The organism is Streptomyces sp. NPDC040410, from assembly GCF_055595715.1.
This window is the reverse complement of sequence record NZ_JBVIVK010000031.1, coordinates 35266-57345: the sequence shown is the minus strand read 5'-3', so window position 1 is coordinate 57345 and position 22080 is coordinate 35266. Positions and strand designations below refer to the sequence as shown.

At 72.2% G+C, this 22080-nt stretch carries 23 protein-coding genes and 2 pseudogenes; 11 read left to right on the top strand and 14 right to left on the bottom strand.

What is annotated here, in order from left to right; translation table 11 throughout:
* Positions 1-104: 104 nt before the first annotated feature.
* Genes mftF through mftA form a run of 7 tightly spaced genes read right to left on the bottom strand, consistent with a single transcriptional unit; the run spans position 105 to position 6039 of the window.
* Positions 105-1598, bottom strand: coding sequence for a mycofactocin biosynthesis glycosyltransferase MftF (mftF, locus tag ACZ562_RS35465; RefSeq protein ID WP_471188107.1), 1494 nt, complete (start codon positions 1596-1598; stop codon positions 105-107).
* A complete protein-coding gene (locus tag ACZ562_RS35460) occupies positions 1595-2380 on the bottom strand; it encodes a mycofactocin-coupled SDR family oxidoreductase (protein WP_471188105.1) in 786 nt (261 codons plus the stop codon). The genes mftF and ACZ562_RS35460 overlap by 4 nt, the downstream gene beginning before the upstream one ends.
* Positions 2377-3138 (bottom strand): mycofactocin biosynthesis peptidyl-dipeptidase MftE, encoded by a 762-nt coding sequence (gene mftE / locus ACZ562_RS35455; protein ID WP_471188102.1) that lies wholly within the window; start codon positions 3136-3138, stop codon positions 2377-2379. The genes ACZ562_RS35460 and mftE overlap by 4 nt, the downstream gene beginning before the upstream one ends.
* 1 nt (position 3139) lies before the next feature.
* The gene (gene mftD / locus ACZ562_RS35450) at positions 3140-4312 is read right to left on the bottom strand and encodes a pre-mycofactocin synthase MftD (protein ID WP_471188099.1); all 1173 of its coding nucleotides are present in this window, start codon (positions 4310-4312) and stop codon (positions 3140-3142) included.
* On the bottom strand, positions 4309-5610 hold the full coding sequence (gene mftC, locus ACZ562_RS35445) for a mycofactocin radical SAM maturase (RefSeq protein ID WP_471188097.1): 1302 nt from the start codon (positions 5608-5610) through the stop codon (positions 4309-4311). Before mftC ends, mftD begins: the two co-directional genes overlap by 4 nt.
* Positions 5610-5921, bottom strand: coding sequence for a mycofactocin biosynthesis chaperone MftB (gene mftB, locus ACZ562_RS35440; RefSeq protein ID WP_471188094.1), 312 nt, complete (start codon positions 5919-5921; stop codon positions 5610-5612). The genes mftC and mftB overlap by 1 nt, the downstream gene beginning before the upstream one ends.
* A 10-nt stretch (positions 5922-5931) precedes the next feature.
* Positions 5932-6039, bottom strand: coding sequence for a mycofactocin precursor MftA (gene mftA, locus ACZ562_RS35435; RefSeq protein WP_351579461.1), 108 nt, complete (start codon positions 6037-6039; stop codon positions 5932-5934).
* Positions 6040-6428: 389 nt separating this feature from the next.
* On the opposite strand from mftA, the gene mdo reads away from it, so the two are divergent.
* From mdo to mftM, 4 genes are all read left to right on the top strand, one after another.
* Complete coding sequence (gene mdo, locus ACZ562_RS35430) at positions 6429-7721, top strand: NDMA-dependent methanol dehydrogenase (protein WP_471188091.1); 1293 nt, start codon at positions 6429-6431, stop codon at positions 7719-7721.
* Positions 7722-7805: 84 nt separating this feature from the next.
* Positions 7806-8999: an AAA family ATPase gene (locus ACZ562_RS35425; RefSeq protein ID WP_471188088.1), complete on the top strand. Its 1194-nt coding sequence runs from the start codon at positions 7806-7808 to the stop codon at positions 8997-8999.
* A 14-nt stretch (positions 9000-9013) separates the two neighbouring features.
* Complete coding sequence (locus tag ACZ562_RS35420) at positions 9014-10543, top strand: VWA domain-containing protein (protein ID WP_471188085.1); 1530 nt, start codon at positions 9014-9016, stop codon at positions 10541-10543.
* 34 nt (positions 10544-10577) lie between these two features.
* A complete protein-coding gene (gene mftM, locus ACZ562_RS35415) occupies positions 10578-11504 on the top strand; it encodes a mycofactocin oligosaccharide methyltransferase MftM (protein ID WP_471188082.1) in 927 nt (308 codons plus the stop codon).
* A 148-nt stretch (positions 11505-11652) separates the two neighbouring features.
* Here the strand turns inward: mftM and ACZ562_RS35410 are convergent, their stop codons facing one another.
* From ACZ562_RS35410 to ACZ562_RS35400, 3 genes are read right to left on the bottom strand one after another with little or no spacing between them, the layout of a single operon-like run.
* Positions 11653-12318, bottom strand: a complete 666-nt coding sequence (locus ACZ562_RS35410) for a MadR family response regulator transcription factor (protein WP_471188079.1) — start codon at positions 12316-12318, stop codon at positions 11653-11655.
* Entirely contained in the window at positions 12315-13685 is a 1371-nt protein-coding gene (locus ACZ562_RS35405) for a MadS family sensor histidine kinase (protein WP_471188076.1), read from the bottom strand. Before ACZ562_RS35405 ends, ACZ562_RS35410 begins: the two co-directional genes overlap by 4 nt.
* A 10-nt stretch (positions 13686-13695) precedes the next feature.
* Entirely contained in the window at positions 13696-14970 is a 1275-nt protein-coding gene (locus tag ACZ562_RS35400; protein WP_471188074.1) for an iron-containing alcohol dehydrogenase, read from the bottom strand.
* Positions 14971-15194: 224 nt separating this feature from the next.
* Here ACZ562_RS35400 and ACZ562_RS35395 point away from each other — a divergent pair, with 224 nt between their 5' ends.
* From ACZ562_RS35395 to ACZ562_RS35380, 4 genes are all read left to right on the top strand, one after another.
* Positions 15195-16430: a GAF domain-containing protein gene (locus ACZ562_RS35395; RefSeq protein WP_471188071.1), complete on the top strand. Its 1236-nt coding sequence runs from the start codon at positions 15195-15197 to the stop codon at positions 16428-16430.
* Between the two features lie 127 nt (positions 16431-16557).
* Complete coding sequence (gene exaC, locus ACZ562_RS35390) at positions 16558-18075, top strand: acetaldehyde dehydrogenase ExaC (protein ID WP_471188068.1); 1518 nt, start codon at positions 16558-16560, stop codon at positions 18073-18075.
* Positions 18075-18479 (top strand): DUF779 domain-containing protein, encoded by a 405-nt coding sequence (locus tag ACZ562_RS35385; RefSeq protein ID WP_471188065.1) that lies wholly within the window; start codon positions 18075-18077, stop codon positions 18477-18479. Before exaC ends, ACZ562_RS35385 begins: the two co-directional genes overlap by 1 nt.
* Positions 18480-18672: 193 nt before the next feature.
* Positions 18673-19209, top strand: coding sequence for an ATP-binding protein (locus ACZ562_RS35380; protein WP_471188062.1), 537 nt, complete (start codon positions 18673-18675; stop codon positions 19207-19209).
* Positions 19210-19241: 32 nt separating this feature from the next.
* On the opposite strand, the pseudogene ACZ562_RS35375 reads toward ACZ562_RS35380, so the two are convergent.
* Positions 19242-19547, bottom strand: a pseudogene (locus tag ACZ562_RS35375) (SDR family oxidoreductase); the annotation flags it as partial.
* Here ACZ562_RS35375 and ACZ562_RS35370 point away from each other — a divergent pair.
* From ACZ562_RS35370 to ACZ562_RS35360, 3 genes are read left to right on the top strand one after another with little or no spacing between them, the layout of a single operon-like run.
* The gene (locus ACZ562_RS35370; protein WP_471188059.1) at positions 19494-19766 is read left to right on the top strand and encodes an NAD(P)-binding domain-containing protein; all 273 of its coding nucleotides are present in this window, start codon (positions 19494-19496) and stop codon (positions 19764-19766) included. The pseudogene ACZ562_RS35375 and the gene ACZ562_RS35370 sit on opposite strands and share 54 nt — an antisense overlap.
* Positions 19763-20143: a nuclear transport factor 2 family protein gene (locus ACZ562_RS35365; RefSeq protein ID WP_471188057.1), complete on the top strand. Its 381-nt coding sequence runs from the start codon at positions 19763-19765 to the stop codon at positions 20141-20143. The genes ACZ562_RS35370 and ACZ562_RS35365 overlap by 4 nt, the downstream gene beginning before the upstream one ends.
* Positions 20140-20913 (top strand): HD domain-containing protein, encoded by a 774-nt coding sequence (locus tag ACZ562_RS35360; RefSeq protein ID WP_471188055.1) that lies wholly within the window; start codon positions 20140-20142, stop codon positions 20911-20913. Before ACZ562_RS35365 ends, ACZ562_RS35360 begins: the two co-directional genes overlap by 4 nt.
* Before the next feature lie 22 nt (positions 20914-20935).
* Here the strand turns inward: ACZ562_RS35360 and ACZ562_RS35355 are convergent, their stop codons facing one another.
* The 3 genes and pseudogenes from ACZ562_RS35355 to ACZ562_RS35345 all read right to left on the bottom strand — a co-directional run.
* The gene (locus ACZ562_RS35355) at positions 20936-21058 is read right to left on the bottom strand and encodes a hypothetical protein (RefSeq protein WP_471188053.1); all 123 of its coding nucleotides are present in this window, start codon (positions 21056-21058) and stop codon (positions 20936-20938) included.
* Between the two features lie 60 nt (positions 21059-21118).
* A complete protein-coding gene (locus ACZ562_RS35350) occupies positions 21119-21520 on the bottom strand; it encodes a DJ-1/PfpI family protein (RefSeq protein ID WP_471188051.1) in 402 nt (133 codons plus the stop codon).
* A gap of 58 nt (positions 21521-21578) precedes the next feature.
* Positions 21579-21926 (bottom strand): annotated as a pseudogene (locus ACZ562_RS35345) (ATP-dependent DNA ligase); the annotation flags it as partial.
* Positions 21927-22080: the final 154 nt, after the last annotated feature.

The following is a 22080-nucleotide window of genomic DNA, read 5'->3' as shown; positions in this document are numbered from 1 at the left end:
TTGACGGCACGGGTGCCGGTCCGAGGGCGCGGCCGGCCGTCGCCAGGTGGACACGGTGGCGGGTGAGGGTTGGCGGGAGGTTGGCGGCGGGTCGGGGGCCGCGGCTACGGCCGCCCTCCGGCGGTCCAACGGCTCACCAGGCGCAGGGCGAGGCGCGGCCGCAGCGGTGCGGTGGTCCTGCGCCGTGCGGCGCCCTGCCAGACGCCCCAGCCGTAGGCGAGGTCGTCCAGGCGACGGATCGCCACGTGCGGGAGGGGGCCGAGCGAGGTGCCGGAGCGGCGGTGGTCCACCAGCCCCTCGACGACGGCCGCGGTGATCAGCACGTACCGCGCACGGCGGCTCACCATGGCGGCGGCCGTCGCGAGGGGCCAGTGGTGCCGGGTGGCGCACCGCAGCAGCTGCTCGGCGGTGCCGCGCAGCGCCGCGAGTGACAGCAGCGCCCCCGCGCGCAACGGATGGTCGGCGTCGGGCATACGCCGTGCCACCCGGACGGCGGTCACCGCGGTCAGGGCCGCCGCCACGGCCGCCGGCCCCGGCCTGCCGCGCAGCAGCAGGGCGCAGGCGGCCAGCGACCAGGGGGCGGCGTACAGCGGCGGCACCTGCCCGGGGTGGCGCAGCGCCAGGTCGGCGGCGCCGGTGCCGTACGCGGCTCGCTGGGCGAGCCAGCCGCGCAGGTCGGTGCGGTGCCGGTGGCCCACGCGCGCGGTGGGCACGTACCGCAGCCGCCAGCCCGCCTCGTGCAGCCGCATGCACAGGTCCACGTCCTCCCCGACGCGCATGCTGTCGTCGAAGCCGGCGCCGACGGCGTCGCGACGGACCACGATGGCCGCGCTGGGGACGTAGGACAGCGCGGACACCGGCACGACCGGCCCTTCCCCGGCTCCCATGTCCAGCGGCGAGCGCTTCTCCTCGTACCGGTCCAGGAGCCCGGGTTCGGCGACGGGCAGCGCGACCACGCGGGGAGCGGCGAGCGCCACCGCGGGGTCGGCGAACTGCGCCAGCAGGGCGGCGAGCCACCCGGGTTCGGGCACCACGTCGGAGTCGCAGAACGCCACGTACGGGGTACGGGCGTGCCGCAGGCCGGTGTTGCGGGCCGCCGCCGGGCCGAGGTTGCGCGGGTGGGTCAGCAGTTCGGCGCCGTGCGCGCGGGCCGCGCGGGCCAGGGCCGCGGGGTCGGCGGAGCCGTCGTCCACGACCAGGACCGGCAGGCGGGAGGTCGGCGGGTCGGCGCGCAGGGCTGCGAGCAGCCGGTCCAGCTGGTCGGCGCGGTCCTTGACGGGGATGACCACGGTGGTGTCGCTCACCGGCACCGGCGCGGGGCGCGGATGGGCGATCCCGGCGTCGAGCAGCCGCCGTGCGAGCGCGCCGCTCGCCGGGCCCGTGACCGTGAGCCGGCCCCCGTCCAGGAGGCGTGCCGCAGGGGCGGTCAGCCGGAGCAGGCGAAGCGGCGATCCGCCGAGCAGCAGCCGCCCGTCCTCGGACCGGTGCGTGCCGGCGGCGAGTTCGACGGTGAGGCCGGCCGGCAGTGCGGTGTCCGCCGGAGAGGGCAGCGGCGTGCTCGTCGGGGGTGCCGGGGTGCGGTGTGCGAGTGCCGTCATGCCGTGAACCCTCCGTCCGCGTGCAGTACGGAGCCGGTGAGAGCGAAGGACTCGGGGGAACAGGCCCAGGCCACCGTCGCGGCCACCTCCTCGGGTTCCAGCGGGCGCCCGGTGAGCTGCTGGGCGGCGAGCTGGTCGACGTCGGGCAGGTGGTACAGGTCCGCCGTGGCCCGCAGCATGTCCGTGCGGGTCGAGCCCGGCGAGACGGCGACGGCGTGCACGCCGGTGTCACGCAGGTCGCAGGCGAGACCGCGGACCAGGCCGACGACGGCGTGCTTGGCCGCGCAGTAGGCGCCCAGGCGCCACAGGCCGCGGTGCGCGGCGGCCGAGGCGAGGGCGACGAAGCGGCCGTGCCGGGGGTGCGGCCTGCGCAGCAGGGCGGGTACGGCGGCGCGCGCGAGGTTGGCCACGCCCATGACGTCCACGTCGAGCAGGGTCCGCCACTGGGTGTCGGTCTGTTCCCACACCGGGGCCCCGCCCAGCATCACCGCGGCGGCGGCCACGGCGGCGTCGAGGCCGCCGAACTCGGTCTCGGCCAGCTCCACCGCGCGGTGCAGCGCGGCGGCGTCGCGTACGTCGGCGCGGACCGTACGGATCAGGGGGAATTCCTGTGCCAGGAGGTCCAGCAGGCCGGGCTCGGCCAGCGGATAGGGCACGTCGGGGTCGTCCGCGCAGCGGTCCACCGCCACCACCGCCCAGCCGTCCCGGGCCAGTCGCCGTACCGTGGCGGCCCCGATGCCCCGCGCGGCGCCGGTGACGACAGCCACCCTCCGGCCGGTCATCGCCCGTCCCCGGCGGGGGTGGTGACCGGCTGCCTCTCGGGCTGGCCGAGCCGGCCCCGCGCGCCCACCCGCCATCCGCGGACGTCCTCGGCGAGGCGGTCCGCCATCCGCTCCAGGAGCCGCTCGCCGTCGCCCGCGCAGGCCCCGGCGGGGTCGCCGAGGACGCCGGACGGGCTCACCCCGCGCACCGATTCGGCGACCAGCCGGTCCATCAGCACGTGAACGGGTTCGGTCGGTCCGGCGACGGCCCGCTCGGCGCGGACGGCAGCGTGCCGCAGCCGCATCATCATCGAGGTCTCGGCGCGACCGGCGTGGGCGTCGGAGCCCGGCGGCAGGCAGGGCCACCAGGCGACGTCGCGGCCCTCGCCGCGCAGACCGGTGACCGCATCGGCCAGGCTGGCGAGGTTGCCGCCGTGCCCGTTGACCACCAGCAGGCGGGACGCCCAGCGCAGCATCGAGCGGCCGGTCTCCGTGACCAGCAGGCGCAGCGCGTCGTGGCCGATGGACACGGTGCCGGGGAACCCCTCGTGCTCGCCGCTGGCCCCGTACGGCTGAGCGGGCGCGACCAGCACGTCCGCCTCGCCGCGCAGCCGGGCGGCGGCACGTTCGGCGACCGCGCAGGCCACCGCCGTGTCGGTGTCCAGTGGCAGGTGCGGGCCGTGCTGTTCGCAGGAGCCGAGCGGCAGCAGCACCAGGGGGCGGCGGTCCGCCACGTCGGGCCAGCTCAGGTCCGCGAGCGAACTCCGGGCGTCGGGCATGTCAGACCGCTCCCGGTGCCCGGGTGAAGCCCGGCGGGACCAGCACGTCGTCGGGCGTGAGCTCGTGGACCGACGAACGCCCGAGCCCCAGCAGGGCGGAGTCGATGCCGCGGCGCAGGATGTCGAGCACGTTCTCCACGCCGGTCTGGCCGCCCGCCGCCAGGCCCCACAGGTAGGCGCGGCCGATCATCACGGCCCTGGCGCCGAGTGCGAGGGCCTTGACCACGTCGCTGCCGCGGCGGACTCCGCCGTCGAGGAGCACCTCGACCTGGTCACCCACCGCGTCCGCGATGACGGGCAGGACGCGGATCGGGGCGGGGGTCGCGTCGAGGTTGTTGCCGCCGTGGTTGGACACCGAGATCGCGGTGACGCCCGCGTCGACCGCGCGGAGCGCGTCGTCCACCCGGCAGATGCCCTTGAGCATGAACGGTCCCTCCCACTGCTCGCGCAGCCAGCGCACGTCGTCCCAGGAGGGCGGAGGGGTCGTCATCCACTCGCCGTAGGCGCCGAAGAACGTGGGCGCCTCCTGCCCCGGCTCGGCGATGTTGGGGGCCTTCAGGTCCGGAAGGCTGCGGGACTTCACGAAGTCCCAGAGCCAGCCGGGGCGGGCCAGCGCCTCGGGGGCGAACCGTGTCATGGCCCTGAGGTCCAGCCGCTCGGGAATCTCGGGGCTGCCCCAGTCCCGGCCGTACGAAAAGGACCAGTCGAGGGTGACGATGATGCCCTTGGCGCCCGCCCCACGGGCGTCCTGGAGGCGCCGGGCCATCGCATCGCGGGAACCCATCCAGTACACCTGGAGGAACGTCTGCGGATTGGCCGCCAGGACGTCCCCGAGCGGCTTGCTGGCGAACGAGCTGAGCCCCATCGCGGTGCCCCGCGCGGCGGCGGCGCGGGCCACGGCCACCTCACCGTCCGGGTGCACCGCCTGCACACCCGTCGGCGAGATGAGCACCGGCAGGGAGATGTCCTGTCCCATGACGCTGGTGGCCTGGTCGCGCTTGGCCGACAGCCCGGCCACGTGCGGCGCGAAGCCCAGCTCGGCGAAGGCGGCGGTGTTGTCGTCGTAGGAGACGCCCTTCTCGGAGCCCGCGAGCAGCGCGCTGTACACGGATCTCGGCAGCCGTTTCCTCGCGCGCCGCTGGGCCTCGGCGACCGTCTCGATCCACTTGCTCATGGCGTTCCTCTCTCATCGGGTACGGGGCCGCCCAGGTCGGCACCGGCCAGCGGGCTCTCGTCGCAGAAGCGGTCGGAGCGGCGGACGCGGACGGCGGGCATGCCCAGCGCCACCGTGCGGCGTGAGTGGTCCTTGCCCTGGCCCGGCAGCGCGGCCGGGTCGACGGCCGAGAGCGCGGTGGCCCCGTGGCCCTTGACGCACTCGGGGTCGGGGCCGTCCAGCGGCAGGCCCGTGAAGAACTTCGCGGCCATGCATCCGCCCTGGCAGGCGTCGAACGCGGAGCAGCCGGAGCAGGCCCCGCCCAAGGACGGCCGGCGCAGGTCGGCGAAGAGGTCCGACTCCCGCCACACCCGTTCGAAGCCGCCCGGTGAGCGGACGTTGCCCGCCTTGAACGCGTCGTGGATGGCGAACGGGCAGGCGTACACGTCCCCCACCGGGTCGATCAGGCAGACGACCCGGCCGGCGCCGCACAGGTTCAGCCCCGGGATCGGCTCGGAACCGAGGGCGTTGAGGTGGAAGAAGGAGTCCCCGGTCAGCACTTTCCCGCCGTGGCCGACGAGCCAGTCGTAGAGCCGGCGCTGCTGCTCGGCGGTGGGGTGCAGGTCGTCCCAGACGTCCGCGCCCCGGCCGGAGGGCCGCAGCCGGGTGATCCGCAGCTGGGCTCCGTACCGGTCGGCGAGCACGGCGAAGTCGTCGAGCTGCGCGACATTGTGACGGGTCATCACCACGGAGATCTTGAAGTCCCGGAAGCCCGCGTCCGCGAGGTTCTCCATGGCTCGCACGGCCATGTCGTACGAACCGGGGCCCCGGAGGGCGTCGTTGACCGCGCGGGTGGCTCCGTCGAGGGAGATCTGTACGTCCACGTAGTCGGTGGCGGCCAGCCACCGGGCCCGCTCGGGACTCAGACGGACGCCGTTGGTGGAGAACTTCACACCCACCTGGTGGGAGATCGCGTAGTCGAGGAGGTCCCAGAAGTCGGGGCGGACCGTGGGCTCGCCGCCGCCGACGTTGACGTAGAACACCTGCATCCGCTGAAGCTCGTCGATCACGGACGTGATCTCGTCCGTGGACAGCTCCAGGGGATCGCGCCGCCCGGACGAGGACAGGCAGTGCGCACAGGACAGGTTGCAGGCGTAGGTCCACTCCCAGGTCAGGCAGATCGGGGCGGCGAGGCCTCCCTTGAACTGCTCGACGAGGGCGGGCACCTTCACCCGTACCCCTTCGGACACGGGGGTGCCCTCGTTCGCTCCGGCCGCGCTCCGCTCGGCGGCGTGCGGGGGCTCGTACAGGGTGGTCATCACTGCGCTCCGGTTCCACTGCGCTGGGCAACGATCATGTCGGCGGCGGCCAGCGAGGCCAGCGCCCGCAGGAAGGCGCCCCGCCGGTCGTCGGGAACGCCGGCGAGGGCGTCCCCGACGCTGGTGTGCCGGTCGAGCCCCCGGACCAGTTCGACGAGCTCCGGTGCCTTGAGGAACGACAGCCGGCGGTTGCCGAAGTGGTAGGCGAGCGCTCCGAACGGCTCGGGACGCAGCGCGACGGAGGGGTGCAGCCGGTAGGGGCGCGCCGCGTCGAACGCCGCGCCGGCCGGGGCCGCCGGGAGGGTGGTCATGGCGGCGGGCCTAGTAGACGCCGCACATGCCGTCGATCGACACCTCTTCGACGAGGACCTCCTCGATCACCTCGTCGACGGCGATGTCCGGCTCGGCGCTGATCTGGTTGTCGTTCATGGCCAACCTCCTGAATGGGTGGGGGAGTCGACGGAGATCCGGTACCGCCGTGCGGTGACCGGCCGGTATCCGACGCTACGGAGGCCGCCGCCCTGTCTCGCCCTGCTTCCGGCCGCGATCACCCTGTCCGGTCGGGCAGGTGTGCGCCGCCGATGCCGGTGTCCGCGGCTCACCCCTCCGACCGGGCAGGGTGCTTCCCGTCCGTTCGCGCCCCGCTGCCGTCCGGGCGGCCGGTATCGCCCCGCCATGCCTTCGACGGAAGGTGAGTCACGCCACGCACAGGGCATGTCCGTGCTCCAACCGGACCATCCGTGCTCCACCGCGCCGCCGGCAACGGAGCAGTCGACGCAGTACGCGCGGCCCACCGCGCGGAGAGGACAGTCGCGATCATGCAGGTCGAAGAACTTCTCAAGCCGTTTCCGATCAAGGAGTTCCACCCCTTCCCCCGGGCGCTCATGGGCCCCGGCGCCCATGAGCTGATCGGCCCGGAGGCCAAGAAGCTGGGGTTCAGGCGGACACTCGTGATGACCACGGGGCTGCGCGGCAGCGACACCGTGCACAAGATCGTCGAGTCGATGAAGTACCACGGCCTGGAGGTCGTGGTGTACGACAAGGTCGAGTCGAACCCCAAGGACTACAACGTCATGGACTCCGTGGCGCTGTACCAGGAGAACAAGTGCGACTCGTTCGTGTCGATCGGCGGCGGCTCGTCGCACGACGCCTGCAAGGGCGCCCGCATCTCGGTGGCGCACGACGGCCGCAACGTCAACGACTTCGAAGGCTTCAACAAGTCCGAGAACCCCAGGAACCCGCCGCACATCGCGGTCTCCACCACGGCCGGCACCGGCTCCGAGACCTCGTGGGCGTACGTCATCACCGACACCACGACCGACCCCGACAACCCGCACAAGTACGTGGCGTTCGACGACGCCTCGGTGGCCTCGCTCGCCATCGACGACCCGACGCTGTACTACGACTGCCCGCTGGACTACACGGCGCAGTGCGGCTTCGACGTCCTCGCGCACGCCTCCGAGCCGTACGTCTCCCGCATCAACTTCCAGCCGTCGCTGGGCAACGCGCTGCACGCCATCCGCCTCACGGCCCGGCACCTCAGGCAAGCGGTGTGGAACGGCCAGGACCTGGCCGGGCGTGAGGGGATGATGTACGCGCAGTACATCGCGGCACAGGCGTTCAACTCCGGCGGCCTGGGCATCATCCACTCCATCTCGCACGCCGTCAGCGCCTTCTACGACACCCACCACGGCCTCAACAACGCCATCGCGCTGCCCCGCGTGTGGGCGTTCAACATGCCCGCCCACTACGAGCGGTTCGCGGACATCGCCGAGGCGATGGGCGTGGACACGCACGGCATGACCAAGGTCAAGGCCGCCGAGGCGGCGCTCGCCGCGGGCATCCGGCTGCTGCGCGACGTCGGCATCCCGGAGAAGTTCACGGACGTCCGTCAGGACACGTACTCCAAGAACCGGCTCGGCCAGGGCCCGACCAGGTTCTACGAACAGGCCAAGGTGATCACGGGCGACGCCGCCGACGTGGACCGCATCACGCACCACGTCCTCGGTGACGCCTGCACCCCGGGCAACGCCAAGGAGTGCACGTTCGACACCGTCCGGCCCGTCGTGGAGCACTGCATGACCGGCGACCTGGACGACCTGCTCGGCTGACCCGAACCCGCTGAGCCTTCCCACAGGGAGTGGGGGACCGACGACATCGCCGTCCCCCGCCCCGCTCCACCGGACGGAGGAATTGTGCCCGCCACACCCCAGCCCCCCGACACCCCCGCCTTCGCTTCGGCCGACGACGTGGTCCGGCGGTTCGCCGCCCACGGCTACATCGCCGACCAGCGTCTCGCCACGACCGTTTTCCTGCTGACCCGGCTGGACAAACCTGTGCTACTGGAAGGGCCGGCCGGTGTCGGCAAGACCGAGCTCGCCAAGACGCTCGCCGCCGTCACCGGGCGCCGCCTGCTGCGCCTGCAGTGCTACGAGGGCCAGGACGAGAGCCGGGCGCTGTACGATTGGGACTACGGCAAGCAGCTGCTGTACACCCAGATGCTGCGCGACAAGATCGGCGATCTGACGGCCGACGCCCCCGACCTCGCCGCGGCCGTCCAGCGGATCGAGGAGCAGGACAGCGTGTTCTTCTCCGACCGCTTCCTCGCCTCGCGCCCCCTGCTGGACGCGGTACGCGGCGAGCAGCCGGCCGTCCTGCTGATCGACGAGGTCGACCGGGCCGACGAGGCGCTGGAGGCCGTACTGCTGGAGTGCCTGGCCGAGTACCAGGTGTCGGTGCCGGAGATCGGCACGTACACCGCGAAGGTCGCCCCGTACGTCGTGCTGACCTCCAACAACACCCGCGACCTGTCCGCCGCGCTCAAGCGGCGCTGCCTGCACCTCTTCCTCGGCTATCCGGACGCGGAGCGGGAGTTGGAGATCGTCCGGTCGAAGGACACCGGGCTTCCGGAAGCCACCGCCCGCCATCTGGTGCAGGTGGTACGGGGCCTGCGTGACCTGAAACTGCGAAAGAGTCCCAGCATCTCCGAGACCGTCGACTGGGCCCGCACCCTCGCCGTGCTCAGCGTCGACGAACTCGACCCGGCGGTGCTCGCCGACACGGCCAACGTCGTGCTCAAGTACGAGCGCGACCTGCACCGCGCCCTGGACGTCCTGCCGCGCCTGATCGACCCGAACCGGGTCCTGCCCGAGCCGGGGCACCGGCACGACGGCGACGATCACCACCACGGGCACCACCACCACGGGCCGGGACACGAGGAGCCCGACGAGGTGGACGGCCGCGCCGTCCGGGCCGCCATGGACCGGCAGGGCCGACACGACGAGGCCTACTACGGCGCCCCCGGAGCCGGACCGACTAATCGCCCCGCGGCCGGTGGCGGCCAGGGCGCCCGCGCCTTCGCCGCCATCGCGCGGCGCCGCGCCGACTGACGGGGGAGGCGCACATGGAAGCGGGTGTGCACCGGTTCGTGCGCGTGCTGCGGCTGTTCGGGCTGCGGATCTCCGTGTCGGAGGCCGTGGACGCCATGCGCGGGGCGGCCCAGCCCGGCCTCCTCGGCGAGCGGGAGGGGCTGCGGGAGGCGCTGCGCATGACGCTGGTGAAGGACCGGCGCGACCACGCCCTGTTCGACGACCTGTTCACCGCGTTCTTCTCGCTCCTCCCGGTGGCCGGGGAACCCGACGGGCACGGCCACGGCCACGAGCACGACGACCTGACCGACACCGGCGAACTCGAGTCGTTCACCGTCTCCGACGAGCCCTCGAAGACCCCGGAGCAGGGGCACAGCCACGGCAAACCGTCCGACATCCGGGACTTCTTCGACCAGCAGGACCTGGCCCAGCAATACAACCTCCACCAGGAGGCCAACAAGATCGACCTGGCCTCGCTGACCGACGAGATCGTCCTCTCCCAGGACGGCGGCACCGGCGGCCGGGACACGGGGGCCGCCGTCCAGCTGGAGACCCTGCGGCTGCACGGCGCCGGCGTTCCCGGCCGGCTCGCGGCGTCGACCGGTCAGCCGGTCGACACGGCACTGACCGTCGCCCGGCAGGACGCCCTGCTCGGCCGCCTCACGGACGATCCCGAAGACGAAGCCGAGGCCGGCTTCCGGCGCGCCGAACTGGCGGGCGTGATCGAGAACCTGCCCGAACTGCTGAAGCGCCATCTGGACCGGCTGGCCGAACTTAGCTCGGTGGCCGTGGAGTCCGCCCGGATCGCCGAACGCGCCCGGATCGAGACGGTCGACGAGGACGAGCGCGCCCAGCTGGAGGAGGCGCTGCGCCGGGTCGGCCGCTCCCTGCACGGCGGCCTGACCAGCCGCAAGCGCGCCACCCCGCGCGGTCGCGTGCACCCGGGCCGCACCATGCGCCGCAACATGCGCTACGACGGCGTACCCTTCCGGCCCGTCACCGTCACCCGCGCCGAGGACCGACCCCGCCTGGTGATCCTCGCGGATGTCTCGCTGTCGGTCCGGGCCACCGCGCGCTTCACCCTGCACCTGGTGCACGGTCTGCAGTCGCTGTTCGGACAGGTCCGCAGTTACGCCTTCGTCGACGAGCCCACCGAGATCACCGAGCTGTTCGCCGAGCACCCGCTGGAGCGGGCGCTCGGCCTGGTCTTCGACGGACTGCCGGCCGGCGGACTCCTCGACGTCGACGCCCGCTCCGACTACGGCAGGACGTTCGAGCTGCTGCTGGGCGAGCACTCCGCCGCGCTGGGGCGGCGTACGACCCTCCTGGTGCTGGGCGACGGCCGCGGCAACGGCAACGATCCGCGGACCGAAACGTTCGCCGAGATCACGCGCCGGGTGCGGCACACCGTCTGGCTGACCCCGGAACCCCGCTACTCCTGGGGCCTCGGCGCCTGCGACCTGCCCGGCTACGCGGAGTACTGCGACCGCGTCCGGGTGGTGGCGGACCTCACGGGACTGCAGCGCACGAGCCACCGGATGGCGGCGGAGGCGACCGGACGATGAGCGCATCCACCCGCCGCCAGGAGGAGCCGCCGTCATGAGCGTCCCCAGCCTCCGCATCGCCGTCGCGGCGCGCCGTATCGATCCTCTGGCGCCGAACCCGCCGGGCGTGTACGCCGATCACCTGGTCCGGGTGGTGCGCGGCAGCCCGTGCGGCGACGGCGCGGCGCCCCGGCCGGTCGTCCGCACCGAGCACTTCGCCCTGCGCCGCCGCGGCCGGCGCGTCGAGCTGAGCCACTCGCTGCGCCCCGAGCACCTGGACGATGATCTGGCGGGGCTGCTGGCCGAGGAGTTGTTCGCTCCCGGCTGGCTGTCCGGCAGTGACATCTTCGAGCGCGTCTTCACGGGGGTGGTGCGCTCGTGTGTGGACGAGCCGCTACCCGCCTGGACCACGTTCTACGCCAACACGCTGGCCCGCATCCGGGGGGCCCGGCAGGCCCCGGAACCGGCCGACCACTCGTCGATCGCCGGCTTCGCCCCCGTGTATCACCACGCCATGGACCTGGTCGGCGCGGGCACGGTGCTGGACCTGGGCTCCTGCTTCGGCTTCCTGCCCCTGCTGCTCGCCGAGAAGCCGGGGTACACGGTGATCGCCTCGGATCTCGCGGGGGGCACCATGCGGCTGCTGGACGCTGTGGCCCGGGTGCGTGGCCTGCGGCTGGACACCCTGGTCTGCGACGCCGCGCGGGTGCCGCTGCCGGACCGCTCGGTGGACACCGTCACGGTCATCCACGTGCTGGAGCATCTGGACCCCGGTCACGGCGAGGCCGTCGTACGGGAGGCGCTGCGGCTGGCCCGGAAACGGGTGGTGGCGGCGGTGCCGTACGAGGACGAGCCGACCGCCGCCTACGGACACGTGCGGTGCTTCGACGAGGACCAGCTCGCCGCAATGGGCCGCCGCACCGGCCACCGCTTCTCCGTCGGCTCCTGTCACGGCGGCTGGCTGATCATCGATCCCGGCTGACTCCGGACACGGGCGGGTGCCGTCGCCGGCCACCGCCGGGAAGCGGCGTACGGCTCGGCCCACCGGCTCATGGACGGCCGGCCTGAGGCAGCGCCAGGAGGGCCTGGACCACTCGCACCGGTTCCGGCCCTCCTCGCCCTTCCCGCTGTCAGATGACGCCCATCTTGCTCGCCTCGTACACGACTTCCGCGCGGCTGCTCGCGTCCATCTTGCGCATGACGTTGCGGACGTGGAACTTCACCGTCGTCTCCGAGATGTACAGCTCGGCCCCGATGTCCCGGTTGCTCAGCCCACGGGCGAGCAGCTTCAGGACCATCACCTCGCGTTCGGTGAACCTGGGTTGCTCGGGCTGCACGCGCATGGCGCGCACCATCGCCGCGGCGGCGTGCGAGTCGAAGGCGCTCTCGTTGCGGGCCACGGCACGGATGGAGCGCAGCAGTTCGGTGGTGTCGACGTCCTTGACGACGTAGCCGCGGGCGCCGTGCTGGATGGCCTCCACCACCAGGGAGTCGTCGAGGAAGGTGGTGAGGACCAGCACCGCCAGCCCCGGATGCCGCTCGGTCAGCCGGGCACACAGGTCCAGTCCCTCGGTGTCGGTCCCGGTCGACAGCTTCAGGTCCAGCAGCACGATGGACGGTTTCGTCCGTTCGACGACGGCGGCCGCCTCGGCGGACGTACTCGCCTCCCCGACCACTTCCAGGTCGCTCTCCCGCTCCAGGATGGAGCGCACTCCGTGCCGGACGATCGCGTGGTCGTCCACCAGAACGATCCGCTGGGCCGCCGCGGGAGCCGTCGTCTGCTGCTCGGTGGTCATCGGCTGTCTCCTGGTTGTTCCGGCACCGGCAGCGGGATGTCGACCCGCAGCAGGACGCCTCCCATGCGCGAGCGGCGGATGGACAGTCTGCCGCCCAGCTCGTCCGTTCTGGCGACCATGTTGGCCAGCCCCCGGTGACGACCCGACAGGTCGGTGGCCCGGGCGAGCCGCAGGGCGCGGCGCAGTTGGGCCGGGTCTCCGCCGCCGTCGTCGGACACGGTCAGCACGACGGAGCCGGGCAGGTACCGCAGCCGGACCAGCGCCCGGCCGGCCCTGCCGTGCGTGGCGGAGTTGAACAGTGCCTCGCCGGTCAGCCGGAGCAGCGACTGCTCGGCCTCGCCCGGCAGCGGCAGCGGGCTGCCGTCCACGCGCACCCGCACGTCGAGGTCCGTGGTCAGATGCACCGTGGACAGCCGTTCGAGCATCACGGGGAGCGGGCCCGCGGGCTCCTGCGAGGTGCGGTGCAGCGCGTAGATGGCGGCGCGCAGGCGTTCCACCGCCTGCCGGTTGAGATCCTTGGCGCCGGCCAGCCGCTCGGCGATCTCCTCGGCCCGCCCGCCGAGCGCCTCCAGTTCGGCCCGGCACACCTCGACGGTCATGCCCGCGCTGAGGACGTACTGCGTGACACTGTCGTGCAGTTCACGTGCGATGCGGCGCCGCTCGTCGTCCAGGGCCTGCCGTTGCATCGCGTCGAGCAGCCGGGCCTGGGTCTCGGCCAGCTCGGCCTTGCGTGCCGCCAGGTCACGGGCCTGCCGCTCGGCCGCCTCGGACAGTTCCTCCGCCCGGCCGCGCAGGGTGGCCGCCGCGTGGAAGAGGAACGTGTTGTGCACGGCGACGGCGGCCTGGTTGGCCAGGACCCTGAGGATCGCCAGGTCGGTGTCCGCCACCTCGACGCCGACGCCGGGCTGCGCCGCGATCCCGCCGACCGGTTCGCCGTCCAGGGTCATCGGCGCACGCACCCACCCGGGTCCGCTGTGCGGCGCTGCGGCCTCCCACGGCCGGGTGCGCAGCACGCGCAGATGTTCCCGTACCTCCGCGGGCACATGGGTCTCGTCGTCGATCAGTACGTCGTCGGCGTACAGCAGGAAACGCGGCCGGGCCGCGCGCAGGGCGCCGTCCGCCACGGCCAGCAGCAGCCAGCGCGCCTGCAGGTGCTCGGCCGCGGCCCGTACGACCGCCTCGACCAGGGCACGCGGCCCCTCCGCCGTCCGCACCAGGGCCCGGGAGATGCCGTCGAGCGCCTCCACGGTCCGCTCCAGCCGCTCGGTGGAGCGCACGTAGGCCGGGTAGTACGAGCGCTTGCCCGACCGCAGGCCGGTGAGCACCCCCAGGTCGGGGGCGCGCCCGGGCCGTCCGGGGACGCTCACCGGTACCTCCTCACAGGGCCTCGCGGAACAGTGCCTCGACGTCCCGCACGTCGACCTCCCGGGGGTTGGTCGCCATACAGGCGTCCTTCAGCGTGGTGCGGGCCAGCACGGGCACGTCGGACTCCGCGACGCCGAGGCCGGCCAGGCCCTTGGGGACACCGACGTCGTCCGCCAGCGCTCGCACCAGGTCCGCGAGCCGCGCGGCCACCTCGCGGGGCGGTACGCCCTCGGTCGCGATGCCCGCCGCCGCCCCGAGCGCGACGAACCGCTGCGGCCGCGCCTCGGCGTTGAACCGGATGACGTGCGGCAGCAGCACGCCGTTGACCACGCCGTGCGGGGCGTCCAGCAGGCCGCCGACCTGGTGGCTCATCGCGTGCGTCGCCCCGAGGATCGCGTTCGTGAAGGCCATTCCCGCCTCCAGCGCGGCCTGTGCCATGGCCAGCCGGGCGGCGAAGTCCTTCGGCCGCACCTGGGTGCGCACCAGATTCCGGGTGATCAGTTCCACCGCGTGCAGTGCGTGGATGTCCGTCAGCGGGTTGTGCGCCCGGGACACGAACGCCTCGATGGCGTGGGTCAGGGCGTCCAGGCCGGTCGCCGCGTTGAGCCAGCCCGGCATGGTGGTCAGCAGGCGCGGGTCGATGAGCGAGATCTCCGGCACCAGAGTGCGGCTCACGATGGTGATCTTGATGTGTTCGGCGGTGTCGGTGATGACGGCGAACTGCGACACGTCCGCCCCGGTACCCGAGGTGGAGGGCACCATCACGGTGGGCGGAATCGGCCGGCCGACCCGGTCAACGCCCTCGTAGTCGAGGATGCGCCCGCCGTTGCTGGACAGGATCGCCACGCCCTTGGCCGCGTCGATGACGGAGCCGCCGCCCACCCCCACGATCACGTCGCAGCCGCTGGCCGCGTACCGCTGGAAGCCGGCCTCGACCTCGTGGTCCTTGGGATTGGGTGTCACGTCGTGCCAGACGACGGGCCGCAGGCCGACCCTGCGCAGATGGCCGACCGCCTCGTCCACCCAGCCCGCCTCGATCAGCCCCGGGTCGGTCACGAGGAACGGCCGACGGCCGCCGAGCCTGAGCGCGCAGTGACCGAGCTCGGTCAGCGAGCCGGGCCCGAAGAGGACCTCGGGCACATGGAACTTGGCCATCCTGGCGGACTGCCGGACAGCCTCGGTGCCCGTCCCCTGAGGCCCCAGGAGTTCGCCGTGGCGCTCGTCACGGCTCCAGTCGGCACTCGGGTCAATACCGCTGGTCACCATGGCGCCGGAGGTGAGCGACATGTGATCTCCAGAAGGGCGTGCAGTCCGCAACCTGTGCGAAACCTTGATTTCACTGCTTCATTCGCCGATAACACTGTTGTCAAACGCAGACCAAGCTAGGGGCGTGCAACGTGACGCGGCACCTGCCCGTCCGGGCAGGGAAACCTGTCCGACCGGACAGGTACGCTCTGTACGATTGAGGCCGATAATCGTGGTTCGCCCCCCTTTTCATGGCAAGGAAGCACATGTCACAGCGCAGTGACCTTCGGCGGCGCAGAGCCGCGCTGGAGGGCGAGTGGTCCCATGCGGTGTCGCTGGTGAAGCCCACGGGCTCGGCGCCCAGCGGCCACGAGGCGCTGCGCCATGAGGTGGCCGACTCCTGGGTGCGCTCCCTGGTCAGCGTGGACCCGGCCCGGGACAGCGCGCCGGTCGCCGACGACGGCACGGTCCGGCACCGCTGGACCGACTCGCTGCTGCGCCGGCCGGTCGACACCCTCTCCGAAGAACTGCGCAGCATCGCCGACGACGCCGGCTTCATCGCCGCGGTCACCGACGAGTCGGGAACGATCATGTGGACGTGCGCCGGACAGGACATGCGCCGGCGAGCCGAGCGGGTCAACTTCGCCCCGGGCGGCAGCTGGAACGAGCAGGCCATGGGCACCAACGCCCTGTCCCTGGCGCTGCGCACCGGCCGCCCCAGCACCGTCTTCTCGGCCGAACACCTGGTGGCCGCGCTGCACGGCTGGGTCTGTTACAGCGCGCCGATCCACAGCCCCGACGGGCGCGTCCTCGGTGTCCTGGACCTGTCCACCACCTGGGACCGCTCCCACCCTCTGGCCATGTCCACGGTGCGCGGTCTGGCGTCCGCCATCGAGGCCGGGCTCCGCTCCGAACTGCCGGCCTGGCCCCGGGACGACGTGCCCCAGGTGCGGCTGACCTGCATGGGCGAGGAGAAAGCCATACGCGAGGGCGCTCTGCTCGCTCTGCGCCCCCGGCAACTGGAGATCCTCACCCTCCTCGCGCTGGAACCGGACGGCTTCTCCTCGGAGCGGCTGCGCGATGCCCTGTACGGCGACCGTCCCGTGACGGCCTCCACGTTCAAGGCGGAGATCTCGCATCTGCGCCGGGCCCTCGGCGGCGGCATCGCCGCCCGCCGCTACGCACTCACCGCACCCGTCTCCTGCGACGCCGTCGACGTGCTGCGCGCGCTGGAGCGCGGTGACACGGACGCCGCCCTGCGCCTGTACCGCGGTCCGCTGCTCCCCCGCTCCGAGGCTCCCGGCATCGAGGAGTGGCGCACCCGGCTGGAGGTGGCCGTACGGGAGGCGGTCCTGGCGAGCGCCCGCCCGGAGCACGCCCTGCGCTACGGCGAGCGGGCGCCGTACGACGCGCAGGTGCACGAGCACGTACTGCGCCTGATAGGTCCGGGCGACGCCCGCCGGGCGATCGCGGCCGGCCGGCTCACCACCGCCCTGCGCTGACACGGCGGCACCGGCGTACCGGCGTCACCAACCTTGCGCCAACCTCGCGGGCCCACAGTGATGCACACCACGACGGCGAGGGCCGTCGTAGCGCATCAGCAACCATCGCCCACCGAGGAGAGCCGCCATGGTGTACGCGCAGCCGGGAACGGACGGCAGCATCGTCAAATTCGCCCCGCGATACGACAATTTCATCGGCGGTGACTGGGTCGCCCCGGTGGAGGGCCGCTACTTCGAGAACGTGTCGCCGGTGGACGGAAAGGTCTTCTGCGAGGTCGCCCGCTCCTCCGCCGCCGACGTCGAGCTGGCTCTGGACGCCGCCCACGCCGCGGCCGACCGGTGGGGCCGCACCTCCGCCACCGAGCGGGCCAACATCCTCAACCGGATCGCGGACCGGATCGAGGAGAACCTCGAGAAGATCGCCGTGGCGGACACCTGGGAGAACGGCAAGCCGGTCCGGGAGACCCTGAACGTCGACATCCCGCTCGTCGTCGACCACTTCCGGTACTTCGCGGGCGTGGTGCGCGGCCAGGAGGGCTCGGTGGGCGAGATCGACGAGGACATGGTCGCCTACCACTTCCACGAGCCGCTGGGCGTGGTCGGCCAGATCATCCCGTGGAACTTCCCCATCCTGATGGCCGCGTGGAAGCTCGCCCCGGCCCTGGCGGCGGGCAACTGCGTGGTCGTCAAGCCCGCCGAGCAGACCCCGGCCAGCCTGCTGTACGTGATCGACCTGATCGCCGACCTGCTCCCGGCCGGCGTGCTCAACGTCGTCAACGGCTTCGGCGTCGAGGCCGGCAAGCCCCTCGCCTCCAGCTCCCGCATCGCCAAGATCGCCTTCACCGGCGAGACCACGACCGGCCGGCTGATCATGCAGTACGCCAGCGAGAACATCATCCCGGTCACCCTGGAGCTGGGAGGCAAGAGCCCGAACGTCTTCCTGGCCGACGTCATGGACGCCGACGACGCCTACCTGGACAAGGCCATCGAGGGCTTCGTGATGTTCGCGGTCAACCAGGGCGAGGTGTGCACCTGCCCGTCCCGGGCCCTGATCGCCTCCTCGATCTACGACGAGTTCATGGCCCGCGCCCTGGAGCGCACCAAGGCCATCAAGAGCGGCAGCCCGCTCGACCCGCAGACCATGATCGGTGCCCAGGTGAGCAACGACCAGTTCGAGAAGATCCTGTCCTACATCGACATCGGCAAGCAGGAAGGCGCCGAGCTGCTCACCGGCGGCGGGCCCCGCACGGTCCCCGGCCTGGAGGGCGGCTACTACATCGAGCCGACCGTCTTCAAGGGCACCAACGACATGCGGATCTTCCAGGAGGAGATCTTCGGCCCGGTCGTCTCGGTCACCACCTTCGACTCCCCCGAAGAGGCCCTGAAGATCGCCAATGACACCCTCTACGGCCTCGGCGCCGGCGTGTGGTCCCGCAACGGCAACCACGCCTACCGGCTCGGCCGGGAGATCAAGGCCGGACGGGTGTGGACCAACTGCTACCACGCCTACCCGGCCCACGCCGCCTTCGGCGGCTACAAGGGGTCCGGCTTCGGCCGCGAGAACCACAAGATGATGCTCGACCACTACCAGCAGACGAAGAACCTCCTGGTCAGCTACTCGGAGCAGAAGCTCGGTTTCTTCTGATGGGAACCCGGGTGCGGCGGGTCGAACTGACCGACGCGGCAGCCGAGCTGGTGCGGCAGCTGGCGGAACGTCACGGACCGCTGATGTTCCACCAGTCCGGTGGATGCTGCGACGGCAGCGCTCCGATGTGCTACCCGCGCGGCGAGTTCCGCGTCGGCGCCGCGGACGTCCTGCTCGGCCACGTCGCCGGAGACACACCGTTCTGGATGAGCGCCGACCAGTACGCGTACTGGCGCCACACCCACCTCACCGTCGACGTGGTCCCGGGCAGGGGCAGCGGCTTCTCCCTCGAGGCCCCCGAGGGCGTGCGGTTCCTGCTCCGCTCCCGGGTACTCACCGACGAGGAGTGGGAGCGCGTGGAAGCGGAACCGCCCCTGCCGACCGGGGCGGAGACGACGGGATGACCTGACGCGTCGACGCGCCAGGCCATCCGGCAGCCACCGCATCCACGCAGGCGGTGGCGAGGGCGGGGCCGGACAGCAGGGCGTCCGGCCCCCCCTTCCGTCACGGAGTGCCCCGGCACCCCGTGACGTCACGACACACGAGAGGGCCCTCGAGCACCGCGCTCCTCTACAAGCCCAGCCACGGGGACCGACAATGAGCACCAGAGCTCTTCCCGACACCACACACCCGAGCACCGCAGGAGGCACCCCCACCCCGCCCGGGGCGGGACATCCCGGCCCCTGCTCCGATACCACTCCCGCCCGTACAGGGACGGCCCCTCCCCGTGGCGCGCGGACCGCCCCCGCCCGCCGTGCCGTCCTGGCACTTCCCGCCGAGGCCCGCTGGGTCCCGGTGGCACGCCGCAGCGCCACAGCGGCCCTGGCTCACTGGCAACTGCCGCCCCCCGCCTTGGCAGCCGCCGAACTCGTCGTCGGTGAACTCGCCGCCAACGCAGCCGAGCACGGCCACCGCGACATGACCATTCACCTGTCTCTCGGCGCCGGAGCCCTGCGGATCTCCGTGACAGACTCCGGCAGCCCCGCCGGGGCACGACGCCCGCATGACGACGACCCCGACGAGCACGGCCGGGGCCTCACCATCATCGAACTCCTGACCAGTGAGGTCCGCGTCCACCAGAACCCCATCGGCCGCCGGGTCAGCGTCCTCATCCCTACCACCCTCGCCCACTGACCCGTCGTACGGGAGATGGCGGTCGACGAGCCCCGCGTGCCGCCATCTACCAGCAGGTCCGCACCCGTGACCCACTCCGCCGCGTCCGACACAAGCCACTGCACCGCCCTCGCCACGTCCTCCAGCTCTCCGATGCGGGCCAGCGGCAGGCCGGCCGCCGTCTCCTCCTCTCCCGGCTTCCACATGTAACGTGCCATCTCGGTGCGGACGAGGCCGGGGGAGACCGAGTTGACCCGGACTCCCGGGACCAGCTCGCCCGCGAGCTGCTCGATGGAGTGCGTGCGATGGGCGAGGTTGCAGTCATCGGCCTGGGCGGGATGGGGCGGGCGATGGCCCGCAATCCGGTGCGGGCAGGCCATGAGACCGCGGTGTGGACCGTTCAGCGGGGCCTGCGGAAGAGCTCGCGGAGGCCGACGCCCTCTTCGTCGCATCCGTCGCGGAGCCACTCCAGTGCCCGGTGGCGTTCTCGGTCCCGGACCCGTCGACTCCGGATATGGATCGATGATCGCGCAGCGCAGAATATGAACGTTGCGACAATCTCAAGGAGATCGCCATGACCCTGACGAACGTGGCCCAGGTCCAGGAGCTGTACCGCTCCTTCGAGGAGGGCGACTGGGCACGCGTGCTCGGCTGCTTCTCCGAGGACGTCGAATGGACGCAACCGGGCACGACGAGGCTCAGTGGAGTCCACCGCGGCCAGGATGCAGTCGCGGAGTTCTTCGTCGACATCGCGCGGTACGGCTTGTCCGTCCGGCCAATCGAGCTCTTCGGTCAGGGCGACCGCGTCGTTGCCGTGGTCGCCGTCGAGCTGGCCGGCCAGCGGGCGAACGAAGTGGACCGATTCACCCTTCAGGACGGGCTCATCGTGGCCGTCGAGCACATCAGTGACACCGAGATGCTGAGCAGCGTCGTGACCGGAGGGGCGGCATCATGAGCCTGGCGCAGACCGCAGACGCGATCGGCTCGATCACATGGACCGAGCGCACCGGCGGCGTCCTAACCCGTCGCGAGCAGCGCGCCCTCGCACGGCCTCTGCTCCGAGGAGAACTCGCCATCGTGACCGGTCGGATCGCCATGGCGCTCCGGCTGCACTCAGGTCGTCGGCAGGCCATCGACCCGGCGCGGCTCCTCCCGCCGGACTCGGCGATGGCCAAAGACGCAGAGACCGCCGCGCGCGACCTCTTGAGACCTGCCCTGCTTAACCACTCCCGGCGGTCCTACGCCTGGGGTTCGGCTATCGCTGCGCTGGACGGCATCGAGTTCGACCGTGAGCTCCTCTACGTCGCCGCGATGTTTCATGACACCGGGCTCGCGACCCACGTACCCGAGGTCGACTTCACCATCAGAAGCGCCGCCCTCGCCCGCACGTTCACTGACGACCACGGTCTCGCGGCCCCGGAGCGCGAGACTGTCGCGAACGCGATCGCTCTGCACCACACCCCCGGCGTCGGGATCGACTCCGGAGCCGAGGCGTTCCTGCTGTCGGCCGGCGCAGGTGTGGACGTGTTCGGCCTGCGCAGCGACCGCGTTCCCGACGCAACCCGCAAGCAGGTCGTCTCGGACTTCCCACGGACGGGGTTCAAGCGGGAGTTCGCCCGGGCGTGGCGCGAGGAGGCGAAGCAGGTTCCGCACGGCCGGGCGTGGTACCTCCATCGCTTCGCTTTCAGCGACGTCACGATTCGGCTCGCGCCGTTCCGTGGCTGACTGCGGGCTGGTCGGAGCCCTGTCACCACGGCTGCGGGTCGTACTGGATTCCACGTAGTACGTCGGCGGCGCGATCGGTGCCGGCGAAGCGCGACACCAGGTGCAGAGCCATGTCGATCCCGGCGCTGACCCCGGCACTGGTCACGACGTCACCCTCGTCCACGAAGCGCGCTTCAACGTCGGTGCGGACGGTGGGGTCGATCTCCTAGAAGAGGTTGAGCCAGGCCCAGTGGGTCGTCGCGTGCCGGTTGGTGAGCAGACCCGCGGCGGCGTACACGAGGCTTCCGGAGCACACCGAGGTCATCAGCGTGACGACCTCACGCTGCGCGCGCACCCATGCGAGGTGATCGGCGTCGTGCAGCAGCCGCCGGGCGCCGACGCCACCGGGATGGATGAGCACGTCAAGCGGCGGCATGTCGTCGGTGGAGTGGTGCGCGCCGAGGGAGAGACCTTTCGCGCCGGTGACGGGGTCTCCCCCGACGGAGAGGCACGAGACGCTCCAGCCGTCCTCGGGGAACTCCTGGGTCCAGTAGGCGAGGACCTCCCACGGCCCGACGGCGTCCAGTTCTTCCACTCCGTCGAAGAGCAGCAGTCCGATGTGATTCATGGCACGGCGGTCGTCGTACAGCCGTGCTCGCACGTCGCGTGCTCGGGTGGAGCAGGACGTCCCAGGCCGCGAAGTGGGCGGGCAGGTCCTCGGCGAGACGGCGTGCCCGGGCCGGGGCGGACAGGGCGCGCGACTGCGCCGCCGCGAAATCGATCTTCCCTTGGGCGTAGATCACGGCCTCGCCGTCCAGCACCACGCCGGGCGGCAGCATGTCGAAGGCCGCGAGGGCCAGGTCCATCCACACCGCGGTGACGTCACGCCCGGAGCGGGCCTGCAGCCGGACGGCGTCCTTCTCACGCCAGACGACGGTCCGGTGGCCGTCGAACCTCATCTCGTACCGCCAGCCCGCCCCGACCGGAAGGGTCGGGACGAGCTCGGCGAGCGCGACATCGACGGGGAAGTCCACAGCATCAGGCTCCGACCGCCGCGGCACGCGTGCACGCGGAGGAGCCTTTACCGAAGCAGGGGCATCACCGCCTTCACGGCCAGCGTGAGCGGCGTGTCCTGGGCGGCGAGCACGGTGCCGTAGGCGACCGCGACGTGCTCGACGATCTCATCGC